Origin of the sequence: Paenirhodobacter sp. (assembly GCF_041916475.1) — a bacterium.
Lineage (GTDB): Bacteria > Pseudomonadota > Alphaproteobacteria > Rhodobacterales > Rhodobacteraceae > Rhodobacter.
This window is the reverse complement of sequence record NZ_JAYRZN010000009.1, coordinates 1-14,350: the sequence shown is the minus strand read 5'-3', so window position 1 is coordinate 14,350 and position 14,350 is coordinate 1. Positions and strand designations below refer to the sequence as shown.

Sequence of the window (14,350 nt, the reverse complement as noted above, 5' to 3'; positions counted from 1 at the left end):
TATGTCGGATTCGCCCTTGAAACGGCTTCGGAATTCCGAAGCCTTTAATGGCTATGTCATGATCAGCCCGACGCTGGTCTATGCGGTGCTGATGCTGGCGGCGCCGCTGGCGATGATCGTCGCCTATTCGTTCTTCAAGGACGGCTATCTGGAGGTGATCCACGAATTCACCGTGGAAAACTACGTCCAGGCCTGGTCCGACCCGATCTTCCGGACGATCCTGCTCCGCTCGGTTATCGTCTCGGCGCTGGTGACGCTGACGACCGTGGTCCTGGCCTTCCCGATCGCCTATTTCATCTCCTTCGTGCTGCCGCCGTCGAAGAAATCGCTGTGGCTTTTCCTGATCACCATCCCGTTCTGGACCTCGTATCTGATCCGGGTGTTCCAGTGGAAGGTGATCCTGAACTTCAACGGGGTGATCAATTCGATCCTCACCGGGCTCGGCATCGTCGATCAGCCGCTGCAGATGCTGAATTCCGTGGGGGCCATCGCGATCACGCTGGCCCATGCCTATGCGCCCTTCGCGATCCTGCCGATCTTCGTGAGCCTGGAGAAGATCGACCGCTCCTTCCTGGAGGCGGGGCAGGATCTGGGGGAGAGCCGGTTCATGACCTTCTGGCGCGTCACCCTGCCGCTGGCCATGCCGGGTGTGATCGGCGCGGTGATGATCGTCTTCATTCCGACTATCGGCGATTACGTCACCCCCGAGCTGATCGGCGGCGGCAAGCTGCCGATGGTGGCCAACATGATCCAGCAGAACATGCTCAAGATCGACAACAAGCCGCTCGGCTCCGCCATCGCGGTTAGCGCCATGCTGGTGGTGGCGGCGATTGCGCTCGTGTTCCTGTTCCTCAACCGGCGCTTCCTGAAGGTGCAGAAATGAAGTCCCCCGGCCTGCGCATCTTCGCCTTCGCCTATCTGGTGTTCCTCTATGCGCCGATTGCGCTCCTGCCGATCTTCGCCTTCAACGACGGCACCATCATCGCATTCCCGCTGAAGGGCTTCACCACGAAATGGTTCGACGAGCTCTTCGCCAATGCAGCGCTCGGGCAGGCGCTGAAGAATTCGCTCATCATCGCGGTCTCCACCGCGATCCTCGCGACCACGCTCGGCGTTTTTGCGGCCCGCGCCTCCACGCGCTATAATTTCCCGGGAAAGCCCGGGATCATGGGGCTGATCATGCTGCCTCTGGTGCTGCCCGAAATCATCGTCGCGGTTTCGCTGCTGATCGTGCTGCTCGGCATCGGGATGCCGCTGTCGCTGTTCACGGTGATCCTGGGCCATGTGCTGGCCGCGACGCCCTATGCGATTGCGGTGCTGAACGCGGCCTTTTCCTCGCTTGACAAATCCTTCGAGGAGGCCGCCTATGACCTCGGCGAAACCAAGCTCAACACCTTCCGGCTGATCACCCTGCCGCTGGTGATGCCCGGGATCATTTCGTCTTTCCTGATGGCCTTCACCATCTCGCTCGACGAATTCATCATCGCCTTCTTCCTCGCGGGCGAGCAGACCACCTTGCCCACCTATATCTTCTCGCAGCTGCGTTTCCCCAAGCAGATCCCGATGATCATGGCGCTCGGCACCTGCCTCGTGGTCGCCTCGATCGTGCTTCTCACCATTGCCGAATACTTCCGCCGTCGCGGCATCGCGAAGACGGGCGGGAAAGACACCGGAGGTTTCCTGTGACCATCAAGACCGCCAACGATCGTCCGGCGATGATCGAATTCCGTGACGTGCAGAAATATTATGGCGATTACCACGCCCTGCGCGGCATCACGGCGCAGATCCGGACGGGGGAGTTCTTCTCTCTGCTCGGGCCGTCGGGCTGCGGCAAGACCACGCTTCTGCGCACCATCGCGGGCTTTGAGGATATTTCTTCGGGTGCTGTCCTGATCGATGGCAAGGACATGTCGGATGTGCCGGCCAACAAGCGCCCCACCAACATGGTGTTCCAGAGCTACGCGATCTTCCCGCATCTGACCGTGGCGCAGAACGTGGGCTTCGGCCTGCGCCGCGATCCGCGGTCGGGCGCCGAGAAGGCCAGGGCGGTGGAAGAGGCCTTGGAGCTGGTCGGGCTGAAGGGCTACGGCCCGCGCGCGGCGCATGCGATGTCGGGCGGGCAGCGGCAGCGGGTGGCGCTGGCGCGGGCGCTGATCCTGAAGCCGAAGGTGCTGCTGCTGGACGAGCCGATGTCGGCGCTGGACAAGAAGATCCGCGAGCAGATGCAGGTGGAGCTGATCAAGCTGCAGCGCGAGCTGGGCATCACCTTCGTTCTGGTCACCCACGACCAGGAGGAGGCGCTGGTGATGTCGGACCGGATCGCGGTGATGTTCGAGGGCGAAATTGCGCAGCTGGCCGATCCGGAAACGCTCTACCGGCGGCCGAATTCGCGCCGCGTGGCCGAATTCATCGGCGTGATGAACTTCCTTCCCGCGAAGCCGACGGGCGAAGCGGGTGGCAAGGTCGGGCTGGAGGTCGCGGGGCTCGGTGCGCTGGAGGTCAGCCCGGATCAGATCGCCGCGCAGAATGCGGGGGGGGAGGCTTCGGTCGGCTTCCGGCCGGAAACGCTGACCATCCTCTATGAGGGGCAGAAGGGAGCGGACCGCGAGGCGCCGGGGACGATCGACGAAGTCGTCTACTACGGCGACATGACCTATTACGACGTCAAGCTCGACGGGTTCGACAAGCCGGTCCGGATCTCCATGCGCAATGTGTTCGGCCGGCCGGTGCTGGATGTGGGGACGCGCACCCGCGTGGCCTGGGCGCCCGGGGCGATGGTTCTGTTCCGCTGATCCTTCGTGCCGGCGGGGCGCGGCTAGTTCTCGCGGTCGATGCGGTTTGGCGGCGGCTCGCGCCCGGGCGTTAAGCCTCTGGTGACGGGACGTGCCTTCTGCGCGCATGCCAGAGAGTGCAGGCCACGGCATGGGGGTTGCTTCGGCTGCCTGGCCGACGACTTCGGGTCACGAGTGGTCCAATCCGTCGGTTTCTGCCGTGAATTCGGGGCGTTCGGCATTGTGTGGCATAACGCCGAGAGCGAGACCTGCCCCGCCTGAGGTTGGAACAATTTTGGGCGACCGCGCGCACCTTCAGCCGGCCACATCGCTTCAGCGCTGCTACGTCAGACTGCCTGAGTCGCCGGGGTCCTGCGCGCCGGTTCGGCTGTGCTCAATGCCGGGCGGCGGGATGCGTCTCGTTCTCGCTGCTCTGTCAGCTCGTATCGTCTTCCTCAGATCGCTGAGGGCGTCGAGAGACAGGGCGATGGGATTGCCTGGGTACGCCAGTTGTACCGTGGCTTGCTGGAAGTCTGACGTGACATTCTGAACAGGAGTTTGCTCTCGTCCTCTGATTTTGCGGGTTTGGGGCCAGTTTCCGGAGCTATTTCAAAATATGTCTCGGCAGGTTGCCGAGGGATCCCGGTTGGCTCTGTCTGTCGACGATTGATGAACTGGCAGGCCCATTCGAGGCAGATTGCAACGATTTCGATCTGGCGCCGATTCCTGCGTCCGAAGTTGACCCTGCCTTGAAGAGCTTGTCCCGCGCCTCCGCGCGCCATGGCGACAGCTGCCGACGGTGCTGTTGTGCGTTCCTGAACCGGGGGCGCAATGGGCCTTCACAAAGCTATGCGCCACGCCCGCCGCCGCGATTTTTGCACATTTCGTCGAGAGGCAACCGCATCGCAGGGCCCTGCTTTTCAAGGGAATATGCTCTTTCTGGGGTCCAGAACGCCCAAATCTGCTTCGGAGTGAGCCGACAGAGAGCCGGAGGCCGTTCAAATTCAATCAATGAAAATGCGAAGGGCCCCGTGCTTTACACGGGGCCCTCGCTAGGAATGGTTTCTTCCGACCGCTTGACGTTCTGTCAAGCCGCGTGAACCTGTGTCATCGCAGTAGATCGAGGCTTTGCCCCTGCGCGATGGTGTCCAGCGTTTGCCATTCTGCTGTAGTCTTGGCGGCTGCCCGGTCGTCACCAGCCTCCGCCTGCGAAGCATCCTGCTTCGCATCGCCTTCCTCTCCGGCCGCTGTCGCGTCCGGTCTCGTGCTCGCATTTTCCTCGGTCTTGGCCTTCATGTGCTCCGGGTTGCTCAATTCGGCAACCTTCGCTTCGAGCGGAGATACATCAAATGTGGGCGGAGGACCCGCGGGGGCATCGGGGTCAATCTTCTCGCTTTTGGCAAGGATGGTGGATTCCGCGCTGGTGCCGGTGTTGCGCAGCATCGCCGCGATCTGTGCTGCGCGGTTCTCGCCGGTTTGCGTGTCGACATTGGCCTGCATACCGCTTTGCGCGCTCGAGCTTGCCGAGAGCGCTTCGACGGTCGTTGCTGGCGCCTTCTCTGCCGTCACCGGTGCCATTGCCGGAGACCAGCCGATCTGAGGTAAAATCCCAGAAATCCGGTCCATCCCACTCACTCCTTACCCAACCACAGCCCGACTGTAGGAGGACGAGGTTACGCAACCGTAAATCCCTGTGGGAATTTTGGTGGCATTTTATGGATAATTACTTTCAATAAAAACAATGAGTTGCGAGGATTTCGCCCTCGCATCCATTCCGCGATTGATTCGATCAGCGGGCGAGCAGGCGCCGGAACAGCAGCTCCAGAAAGTCCTGCGCCTCTGCGAAGGGGTCGCGTCCGGGCCCGAGCACCGAGCGCACCTGCACTTCGAAATCGGCATAATGCTGGGTCAGCGCCCAGATCGAAAAGATCAGATGGTAGGGATCCACGGCCGCGAGGCGCCCGGCGGCGCTCCAGTCCGCGATCACACGGGCCTTCTCGTCCACCAGGTCTTTCAGCTCCGAGGACAGGGTTTCGGCCATCCGCGGGGCGCCCTGAAGCACCTCATTGGCAAAGAGCCGGCTCTCCCGCGGCATTTCGCGGCTCATCTCGAGCTTGCGATGCATGTAGGTCATGATCTCGCGCTCGGGCTCTCCGGCGGGGTCGAGGCTGCGCAGCGGCGCAAGCCATGTATCCAGCAGGCCGGACAGGAGCTCCTTGTGGATCGCTTCCTTGGAGGGGAAATAATACAGCAGGTTGGGCTTTGAGAGGCCCGCCGCCTGTGCGATCTGATCGAGGGTCGAGCCGCGGAACCCCTGCGACGAGAACACATCGAGCGCCGCTTCCAGGATCGCCTCGGTATTGCGGCGCTGGATCCGGGTCATCGGTCTGGGCTGGGGCTCTTCGTCCAAGGCGGTCCTCCTGAATTGGCCTTAACGCAGAGGTCAGCCTGTTTCAACCGCTCCCGCCGCGCCGATGCCGCGCAGGATGATCTGCTTCACGGAGGCCTTCGCCGCCTCCCAATCGGCATCCGTCAGGGGGCCCCCGTTCAGCACCTCGATCTGATGGCCGAAATCCGCATAATGCTGGGTCGTGGCCCAGAGCATGTAGAGCAGCCGCTCCGGATCCACCGGCGCCATCTTGCCCTCGGCAATCCAGCGCCGGATCACCTCGGCACGGCCGGCCGTCCAGCCGCGCAGGGTGGTTTCCAGATAATCCTGGATCACCGGCGCGCCATGCATGACCTCCGAAGCCCAGACTTTGGAGCCATTCGGGTGCTGCCGCGAAATCTCCATCTTCGCATCTATATAGGCGCCGATCCCCTCGGCGGGGCCGGGCGCGCCATCCATCGCCGTCGCGGCATCGAGCCAGATCAGGAAGATCCGCTCCACCACCTTGCGATAGAGCTCCTCTTTGGTGGCGAAATAATAATGCAGGTTCGCCTTCGGCAGGCCCGCCATATCGGCGATGAGCTGCATCGTCGCGCCGCCGAAGCCCGCCTCGGCAAAGACGGTCTCGGCCGCTTTCAGGATGGTGTCTTCGTTCGCCTGGCGGTTGGCCCTGCGGCGCCCGGTTTTTGGGCGGCTTTCGGTGGGGATGTCGTTCATTCAGGCCCCTGCGACAGAATTTTCGTTGACCGGATGGTCAGAACGTGGCTCCCTTAACCTGACCATACGGTCAGAAAAAGATTCGTCGCAAGAGGGTGATGATGCCCCGAAGCCGACAGGGAGTTTGAAAGATGTCTGCACCCGGAGAGAACCTCCGCACCAATTCCGCACGCCTGTGGGACAGCCTGATGGATATGGCCAAGGTCGGCCCGGGCGTCGCGGGGGGCAACAATCGTCAGACCCTGACCGACGCGGACGCCGAAGGCCGCGCCCTGTTCCAGAGCTGGTGCGAGGCGGCCGGGATGACGATGGGCGTGGATGCCATGGGCACCATGTTCGCGACGCGGCCGGGCGAGGACCCGGAGGCGCTGCCGGTCTATATCGGCTCGCATCTCGATACGCAGCCCACGGGCGGGAAATATGATGGCGTGCTGGGCGTGCTGGCCGGGCTCGAGGTGATCCGCTCGATGAACGATCTCGGGATCAGGACTAAGCACCCGGTCGTGGTGACCAACTGGGCGAACGAGGAGGGCGCACGCTTCGCCCCGGCGATGCTGGCCTCGGGCGTGTTCGCGGGCGAGATCGGGCTCGACTATGCCTATGCGCGCAAGGACCTTGAGGGCAAGACCTACGGCGCCGAGCTGGAGCGGATCGGCTGGAAGGGCTCGGAGCCCGTCGGCGCGCGCAAGATGCATGCCTACTTCGAATACCACATCGAACAGGGCCCGATCCTGGAAGCGCAGGAAAAGGCGATCGGCGTGGTGACCCATGTGCAGGGCCTGTGGTGGCTCGAATTCACCCTGACCGGCAAGGAAGCCCATACCGGCTCGACGCCGATGGCGATGCGGGTGAACGCGGGCCTCGCGATGGCGCGGATCTTCGAGATGGTGCAGGAGGTCACGATGGCCGCGCAGCCCGATGCGGTGGGCGGCGTGGGGCAGGTGACCTTCAGCCCCAATTCGCGCAACGTGCTGCCGGGCACGGTGGTGTTCACGGTGGATATCCGCACCGTGGATCAGGCGAAGCTGGACCGGATGCGCGCCGAGATCGAAAGCCGCGCCGCCGCGATCTGCGCCGAGATCGGTGTCGGCTGCGCGGTGGAGGCGGTGGGTCATTTCGACCCGGTGACCTTCGATCCGGTGCTGGTCGGGCGGGTGCGCGCGGCGGCGGAGAATCTGGGCTACAGCCATATGGATATCGTCTCGGGCGCGGGCCACGATGCCTGCTGGACGGCCAAGGTCGCGCCGACGACGATGATCTTCTGCCCCTGCGTTGGCGGGCTGAGCCACAACGAGGCCGAGGAGATCAGCCCGGAATGGGCCGGGGCCGGGGCGGATGTCCTGCTGCATGCGGTTCTCGAAACCGCCGAAGTCGTGCGCTGAGGAGTGAGTAGGAAATTGCTCTGACCCTAGGGATAAGAACGGCATAAGTAGATGACTCTCGAAGAATTCGTTAAACGGACGCTTTTAGAAATCACCAACGGCGTCAGCGCAGCCCAACTAGAATCGCTGGTGTACATAGCTCCGGGCCCCGTCGAAAATGAGACCGTCCTTGAACCGTCTCTTGTTAACTTTGAGGTGAGCGTGACGGTGAATAAAGACGCTGGCGGCGCCATCACTATTTGGACAGTTGGCGATCTTAAGGCCGGTGCTTCATCAGAACACACAAACCGCGTATCCTTTGGAGTCCCTGTCTATTTTCAGGCTCCAACCGCAAGAAATCCTAAGCATTTCTCACTTAAAGAGAAACAGGGAGACCGCTGATGTCCACCACCGTCATCAAGAACGGAACCATCGTTACCGCCGATCTGACCTACAAGGCCGATGTGCTGATCGAGGACGGCAAGATCGCCGCGATCGGGCAGGGCCTCGATGGCGACAAGGTGCTCGATGCCACCGGCTGCTACATCATGCCCGGCGGGATCGACCCGCATACCCATCTGGAGATGCCCTTCATGGGCACCTATTCGGCGGATGATTTCGAATCCGGCACCCGCGGCGCGCTGGCGGGCGGCACCACCATGGTGATCGACTTCGCGCTGCCCGCGCCGGGCGAGGGGCTGCTCGATGCGCTGAAGAAATGGGACAACAAGGCCGGGCGCGCGAGCTGCGACTACAGCTTCCACATGGCCATCACCTGGTGGAGCGAGCAGGTCTTCGACGAGATGAAGGCCGTGACCGGGCGCGGCATCAATTCGTTCAAGCATTTCATGGCCTACAAGGGCAGCCTGATGGTGAATGACGAGGAGCTGTTTGCCTCGTTCAAGCGCTGCGCGGAGCTGGGCGCGATTCCGATGGTCCATGCCGAGAACGGCGACATCGTGGCCAGCATGTCGGCGAAGCTGCTGGCGGAGGGAAATACCGGGCCCGAGGGCCATGCCTACAGCCGCCCCTCGCAGGTGGAGGGCGAGGCCACCAACCGCGCGATCATGATCGCCGACATGGCGGGCGTGCCGCTCTATGTGGTGCATACCTCCTGCGAGGAGAGCCACGAGGCGATCCGGCGCGCGCGGATGCAGGGCAAGCGCGTCTATGGCGAGCCGCTGATCCAGCACCTGACGCTCGACGAGAGCGAATATTTCGACAAGGACTGGGACCATGCCGCCCGGCGCGTGATGAGCCCGCCGTTCCGCAACAAGAAGCATCAGGACAGCCTCTGGGCGGGTCTCGCCTCGGGCTCGCTCTCCTGCGTGGCCACGGACCATTGCGCCTTCACCACGGCGCAGAAGCGCTATGGCGTGGGCGATTTCACCAAGATCCCGAATGGCACCGGCGGGCTCGAGGAGCGCCTGCCGATGCTCTGGACGGAAGGGGTGCGCACCGGGCGGATCACCATGAACGAATTCGTGGCCGTCACCTCCACCAATATCGCCAAGATCATGAACATGTATCCGCAGAAGGGCGCGGTTCTGGTCGGCTCCGATGCCGATCTGGTCGTGTGGGATCCGGAGGCCAGCAAGACCATCACCGCCTCGGCGCAGCAATCGGCCATCGATTACAACGTGTTCGAGGGCCGCACCGTGACCGGCCTGCCGCGCTTCACCCTGACGCGGGGCCATGTGGCGGTGACCGAGGGCAAGCTCGACGCGCGCGAGGGCCATGGCCGCTTCGTCGCGCGCGAGCCGAATGGCGCCGTCAGCCGCGCGCTCAGCACCTGGAAGGCGCTGACCGAGCCGCGCCCGGTCCCGCGCAGCGGCATCCCCGCAAGCGGGGTGTGACGTGACGGCGGCACCGGTCATCGAGGCCAGGCACCTCAACCTCACGTTCCAGACCGGCGACGGCCCGGTGCAGGCGCTGAAAGACGTGAACCTGACGATCGACAAGGGCGATTTCGTCAGCTTCATCGGGCCTTCGGGCTGCGGCAAGACCACCTTCCTGCGCTGCATCGCGGCGCTGGAAACGCCCACCGACGGCGTGCTCACGGTGCGCGGCGTCTCGGCCGACGAGGCCCGGCGCGCGCGCAGCTATGGCTATGTGTTCCAGGCGGCGGGGCTTTATCCGTGGCGCACCATCGCAGGCAACATCCGCCTGCCGCTGGAGATCATGGGCTATACCCGGGCCGAACAGGAGACGCGGGTCCAGAAAGTGCTCGATCTGGTCGAGCTCGGCCAGTTCGGCAAGAAATTCCCCTGGCAGCTCTCGGGCGGGATGCAGCAGCGCGCCTCCATCGCGCGGGCGCTGGCGTTCGACGCCGAGATCCTGCTGATGGACGAGCCTTTCGGCGCGCTCGATGAAATCGTCCGCGACCGGCTCAACGAGGAGCTTCTGCGCCTCTGGGAGCGCACCGGCAAGACCATTGGCTTCGTCACCCATTCGATCCCGGAGGCGGTCTATCTCTCCACCAAGATCGTGGTGATGAGCCCGCGCCCGGGGCGGATCACCGATGTGATCGAAAGCCCGCTGCCGCGCGGCCACCGCCCGCTGGAAATCCGCGAGAGCCGCGAATTCCTCGATATCGCCCACCGGGTGCGCGAGGGCCTGCACGCAGGCCACGCCTTCGACTGAGGCCGGATCATGCGCAATATCCTTCCGGTTCTCACCGTCGTCGCCGTGATCGTCGCGCTCTGGTACGGCGCGGCGGTCTGGCTGAACAGCGCCTGGGTGCAGGATCAGGCGGCCAGGGCGGGCGCGAGCGTCAGCCTGCAGCAGCTCCTGCATGACACGATGGTACAGGAGCGCCCGGTGCTGCCCGCGCCGCATCAGGTGCTGGCCGGGCTCTGGGACGGCGTGGCGGGCCAGGCGCTCACCTCGAAGCGCAGCCTCGTCTATCATGGCTGGATCACGCTTTCGGCCACTCTGGCGGGCTTTGCCCTCGGCACGGCGGCGGGGCTGCTGCTCGCGGTGGGCATCGTACACAGCCGCGCGATGGACATGAGCGTGATGCCCTGGGCCATCGCCTCGCAGACGATCCCGATCCTCGCGATTGCGCCGATGGTGATCGTGGTGCTGGCCTCGCTCGGCATCAAGGGGCTGCTGCCGAAGGCGCTGATTGCGGCCTATCTGAGCTTCTTTCCGGTGCTCGTTGGCATGGTGAAGGGGCTGCGCGCGCCCGACGGCATGCAGCTCGATCTGCTGCGCACCTATAATGCCTCGCGCGCGCAGACCTTCTTCCGGCTGCGGCTGCCGTCCGCGATGCCCTATCTGTTCGCCTCGCTGAAGGTGGGGATCGCGGCGGCGCTGGTGGGCACCATCGTGGCGGAGCTGCCCGCGGGCGCCACCGCAGGCCTCGGCGCGCGGCTGCTGTCGGGCAGCTATTACGGCCAGACGATCCAGATCTGGGCCGCGCTGTTTGCGGCGGCGCTGCTGGCGGCGGTCCTGGTGGCGCTGGTGGGCGTGGCCGAGCGCGTGGTTCTCAAACGCATGGGGATGGCGCGATGAGCTGGCAGGGCTGGGCGGCCATCGCCTTCTGGATCGTGGCGACGCTGGTCAACGCGCGCGTCGCCAACAGCGGCGCCCGCTGGGCGCGGCCCTTCGTGGCGGTGCTGTTCGGGGTCACGCTGCTGGTGCTCTGGCAGGGGCTGGTGACGGGGCTGGGCGTCAGCCCGGTGATCCTGCCCGCGCCCTCGTCGATTGCGGCGCGCTTCGCCGAAAGCCTGCCGCTCCTGTGGGGGGATTTCAGCCAGACCATCCTGAAGGGCGCGCTGGCGGGCTATGTCATCGGCTGTGCTGCGGCCGTGCTCACCGCGATCGCGGTGGACCGTTCGCCCTTCCTGCAGCGTGGGCTGCTGCCGGTGGGCAATTTCGTCGCGGCCCTGCCGATCGTGGGCATCGCGCCGATCCTCGTGATGTGGTTCGGCTTCGACTGGCAATCGAAGGCGGCGGTGGTGGTGGTCATGGTGTTCTTCCCGGTGCTGGTGAACATGGTGGCCGGCCTCGCCGCGACCGATCACCTGCAGCGGGACCTGATGCACACCTATTCGGCCAGCTATCGCCAGACGCTGCTGAAGCTGCGCCTGCCCGCGGCGATGCCCTTCCTGTTCAACGGGCTGAAGATCGCCACCACGCTGGCGCTGATCGGGGCGATCGTGGCGGAGTTCTTCGGCTCTCCCACCCGCGGCATGGGCTTTCGCATTTCCACCGCCGTCGGGCAGCTTGATCTGCCGCTCGTCTGGGCGGAGATTACCGTCGCGGCGCTCGCGGGCAGCGGCTTCTTCGGCCTCATGGTGCTGATCGAGAAAGCGGTGACCTTCTGGCATCCTTCGCAACGCAATTGACCAATCCGGAGCAACCGGAACCAACAGTGGAGACGACGATGAAGAAATACCTGATGGGCGTGGCCCTTGCGGCTCTGGCGGCGGGCGCGGCCTCGGCCGAGGAGGTGAAGCTGCAGCTGAAATGGGTCACCCAGGCCCAGTTCGCGGGCTATTATGTGGCCAAGGACAAGGGCTTCTATAAAGAAGAGGGGCTCGATGTCGATATCATGCCGGGCGGGCCGGACATTTCGCCCACCCAGGTGATGGCGGGCGGCGGCGCCGATGTGACGGTGGACTGGATGCCCTCGGCGCTGGCCGCGCGCGAGAAGGGGCTCGGGCTGGTGAATATCGCGCAGCCGTTCAAATCCTCGGGCATGATGCTGACCTGCCTGAAGGAAACCGGGATCAAGGGGCCGGAGGATTTCAAGGGCAAGACGCTGGGCGTGTGGTTCGGCGGCAACGAATATCCGTTCCTGAGCTGGATGGCGACGCTGAAGATCCCGACCGATGGCTCTGCGGGCGGCATCACCGTGCTGAAGCAGGGCTTCAACGTCGATCCGCTGCTGCAGAAGCAGGCGGCCTGCATTTCCACCATGACCTATAACGAATACTGGCAGGTGATCGACGCAGGCCTCAAGCCCGACGAGCTGGTGACCTTCAAATACGAGGATGAGGGCGTCGCCACGCTGGAGGACGGGCTCTATGTGATGCAGGACAAGCTCAAGGACCCGGCCTTCAAGGAGAAGATGGTCAAGTTCGTGCGCGCCTCGATGAAGGGCTGGAAATATGCCGAGGCGCATCCGGACGAAGCGGCCGGGATCGTGCTCGAGAACGACGAATCCGGTGCGCAGACGGAAACCCATCAGAAGCGGATGATGGGCGAAATCGCGAAGCTGACGGCCGGCTCGAACGGCGCGCTGGATCCGGCGGATTATGAGCGCACGGTGAAAATCCTGCTCGGCGGCGGCTCGGACCCGGTGATCTCGAAGGCGCCGGAGGGGGCCTATACGCTCGATATCACCAATGCGGCGCTGAAATAGGCCCGGCGCGGGCGCCCTCCGGGGCGCCCATTCTCCATAGCCAGTTGTTAACTCTCCCGCGCTAGGCTTGGCGATACGAGCTGAACAGGGGGGTATCATGGCTCATGTGAATGCGCATCGCCCGCCGCGCACCGGAATGTCGCCCGCGGCGGCTTATGGATTGGGCGTGCTGGGGCTTCTGGCCGTGGCCGCGATGTTCTATGGCGTCTACCGCAGCCAGTTCGCGGCGCCGCCCGGATATCTGTTCGGCACGCCGACGCAGCCGGTCGAGGCGGGCTATTGCCTGATCGTGGCGCAGGATGTCATTCCCTCGGGCGCCCCGATCGGCAGCTATGTCGATGAGGCGGCGCAATTCTGGATCAAGCGGCTGCGGCAGCTGGGCGCCGATATGGGGCCTGCCATTGCCAAGGCCCGCGAAAGGCTCGGCCGCGATCTGTCGGCCTCTGGTGGCGACAGCGAGATCTGGCTGCGCAATGCGATGGAGCTTTGTTCCAACCGCGCGGTGATGTACGGCGCGCGTTTCCGCGCTTTCGACTGAAGGCGGTACCGGCGGCCGCTCTGCTCTCCCGGCGCTATGGCGCGCGGCAATCGGTGGGGGGCGTTGTGGCCCTCCGCCCTGCCGATCGGCCCCTCGCTGGAAACCTGGGCCGTAAAAACCTTGTGGTGTCAGGCTCTTCCCTTGTAAACTCGCGGCAAGGGAGACGCATGCGATGGTCAGATCCGCACTCACCGGGACCCGTATCCGCGAGCGGCGGACGACGCTTCGGATCCGCCAGGCGGATCTCGCGCGCAGCGTCGGCGTCTCGGCGGCCTATCTGAACCTGATCGAACACAATCGCCGCCGGGTGGGCGAGGCCCTGCTTGAGGAAATCGCCCGCGCGCTCGGGACCGATGTCATCGCCCTGTCGGAGGGGGCGGAAAGCGCCCTGTTCGACGGGCTGCGCGAGGCTGCGGCCGGGACCGGGCAGGAGAGCGCCAGCCCCGAACTCGACCGGATTGAGGAATTCGTCGGCCGGTTTCCGGGCTGGGCGGGCCTTCTGGCGGAGCGGCAGGCGCGCGTGGGCACGCTGGAGCGGCTGGTCGAGACCTATGCAGACCGTCTGGCGCAGGATCCGTTCCTGCTCGATGCGCTGCATGAGGTGCTCTCGGTCGTGACCTCGCTGCGCTCCAGCGCCGCGATCCTGACCGAGACCGAGGATCTCGAGGCAGAATGGCGCAACCGGTTCCTGAACGCGATCGGCGCCGAGAGCGAGCGCCTGACCGGCACGGCCGAAGGGCTGGTGCGGCATCTGGAGGCGATGGGCACGGCGGAAACCGGGCCTGTGGCGGCGCTCGATCAACTCGAGGCCTGGCTCGCCGCGCGCGACTGGGTCCTGCCGGAGCCGGGCGCGGAGGCCGATCCGCTGGCGGGGGCGGATCTCGGGCCGGCGGCCCGCACGCTCGCGCGCGATTACGCCGCGCGGGCCGCAGAAGATGCCCGGCTGCTGCCGCTCGGGCCGTTTCTCGCGGCGCTGACGCAGCTCGGGCCGGAGCCCGCCTTGCTCGCCGCGCGCTTCGGCGCGCCCATGGGGGCGGTGTTCCGGCGGCTGGCGACGCTGCCGCCCGGGGCCGCGGCGGAGCTGCCCGGAGGGCGCATTTCTGCGGGCCTCGTCGTCTGTGACGGATCGGGCACGCTGACCTTGCGCCGTGGCGTCGCCGGCTTCGCGCCGCCGCGTTTCGGGGCGGGCTGCCCGCTCTGGCC

At 64.9% G+C, this 14,350-nt stretch carries 15 protein-coding genes; 12 read left to right on the top strand and 3 right to left on the bottom strand.

All coding sequences use genetic code 11. The annotated features are described in order from the left end of the window. Window position 1 precedes the first annotated feature (1 nt). The 3 genes from ACOMG5_RS05355 to ACOMG5_RS05345 are packed head-to-tail and all read left to right on the top strand — an operon-like array spanning window position 2 to window position 2,792. A complete protein-coding gene (locus ACOMG5_RS05355; RefSeq protein ID WP_420342758.1) occupies window positions 2-883 on the top strand; it encodes an ABC transporter permease in 882 nt (293 codons plus the stop codon). Then, on the top strand, window positions 880-1,686 hold the full coding sequence (locus ACOMG5_RS05350) for an ABC transporter permease (RefSeq protein ID WP_420342757.1): 807 nt from the start codon (window positions 880-882) through the stop codon (window positions 1,684-1,686). Before ACOMG5_RS05355 ends, ACOMG5_RS05350 begins: the two co-directional genes overlap by 4 nt. 29 nt (window positions 1,687-1,715) lie before the next feature. After that, the gene (locus tag ACOMG5_RS05345; protein WP_420342840.1) at window positions 1,716-2,792 is read left to right on the top strand and encodes an ABC transporter ATP-binding protein; all 1,077 of its coding nucleotides are present in this window, start codon (window positions 1,716-1,718) and stop codon (window positions 2,790-2,792) included. A gap of 1,086 nt (window positions 2,793-3,878) precedes the next feature. Here the strand turns inward: ACOMG5_RS05345 and ACOMG5_RS05340 are convergent. The 3 genes from ACOMG5_RS05340 to ACOMG5_RS05330 form a co-directional block, all read right to left on the bottom strand. Continuing rightward, window positions 3,879-4,397, bottom strand: coding sequence for a hypothetical protein (locus ACOMG5_RS05340; RefSeq protein ID WP_420342756.1), 519 nt, complete (start codon window positions 4,395-4,397; stop codon window positions 3,879-3,881). A 163-nt stretch (window positions 4,398-4,560) separates the two neighbouring features. Beyond that, the gene (locus tag ACOMG5_RS05335) at window positions 4,561-5,154 is read right to left on the bottom strand and encodes a TetR family transcriptional regulator C-terminal domain-containing protein (RefSeq protein WP_420342839.1); all 594 of its coding nucleotides are present in this window, start codon (window positions 5,152-5,154) and stop codon (window positions 4,561-4,563) included. Window positions 5,155-5,214: 60 nt separating this feature from the next. Then, window positions 5,215-5,877, bottom strand: coding sequence for a TetR/AcrR family transcriptional regulator (locus ACOMG5_RS05330; RefSeq protein ID WP_420342755.1), 663 nt, complete (start codon window positions 5,875-5,877; stop codon window positions 5,215-5,217). 131 nt (window positions 5,878-6,008) lie between these two features. Between ACOMG5_RS05330 and ACOMG5_RS05325 the strand changes: the two genes are divergently transcribed. The 9 genes from ACOMG5_RS05325 to ACOMG5_RS05285 all read left to right on the top strand — a co-directional run. Beyond that, window positions 6,009-7,259, top strand: coding sequence for a Zn-dependent hydrolase (locus tag ACOMG5_RS05325; protein ID WP_420342754.1), 1,251 nt, complete (start codon window positions 6,009-6,011; stop codon window positions 7,257-7,259). 51 nt (window positions 7,260-7,310) lie between these two features. Further along, a complete protein-coding gene (locus tag ACOMG5_RS05320) occupies window positions 7,311-7,640 on the top strand; it encodes a hypothetical protein (RefSeq protein WP_420342753.1) in 330 nt (109 codons plus the stop codon). After that, window positions 7,640-9,094, top strand: coding sequence for a dihydropyrimidinase (gene hydA / locus ACOMG5_RS05315; RefSeq protein WP_420342752.1), 1,455 nt, complete (start codon window positions 7,640-7,642; stop codon window positions 9,092-9,094). The genes ACOMG5_RS05320 and hydA overlap by 1 nt, the downstream gene beginning before the upstream one ends. A gap of 1 nt (window position 9,095) precedes the next feature. Beyond that, on the top strand, window positions 9,096-9,881 hold the full coding sequence (locus ACOMG5_RS05310; RefSeq protein WP_420342751.1) for an ABC transporter ATP-binding protein: 786 nt from the start codon (window positions 9,096-9,098) through the stop codon (window positions 9,879-9,881). 9 nt (window positions 9,882-9,890) lie between these two features. Beyond that, window positions 9,891-10,754, top strand: coding sequence for an ABC transporter permease (locus tag ACOMG5_RS05305; RefSeq protein ID WP_420342750.1), 864 nt, complete (start codon window positions 9,891-9,893; stop codon window positions 10,752-10,754). After that, the gene (locus tag ACOMG5_RS05300; protein ID WP_420342749.1) at window positions 10,751-11,590 is read left to right on the top strand and encodes an ABC transporter permease; all 840 of its coding nucleotides are present in this window, start codon (window positions 10,751-10,753) and stop codon (window positions 11,588-11,590) included. The genes ACOMG5_RS05305 and ACOMG5_RS05300 overlap by 4 nt, the downstream gene beginning before the upstream one ends. A gap of 38 nt (window positions 11,591-11,628) precedes the next feature. Further along, a complete protein-coding gene (locus ACOMG5_RS05295; protein ID WP_420342748.1) occupies window positions 11,629-12,609 on the top strand; it encodes an ABC transporter substrate-binding protein in 981 nt (326 codons plus the stop codon). Between the two features lie 97 nt (window positions 12,610-12,706). After that, window positions 12,707-13,147 carry a hypothetical protein gene (locus tag ACOMG5_RS05290; RefSeq protein ID WP_420342747.1) on the top strand — a complete coding sequence of 147 codons (441 nt, stop codon included), beginning with the start codon at window positions 12,707-12,709 and terminating at the stop codon, window positions 13,145-13,147. 172 nt (window positions 13,148-13,319) lie between these two features. Next, on the top strand, window positions 13,320-14,350 hold a 1,031-nt coding region (locus ACOMG5_RS05285; protein WP_420342746.1), incomplete at its 3' end, for a helix-turn-helix domain-containing protein.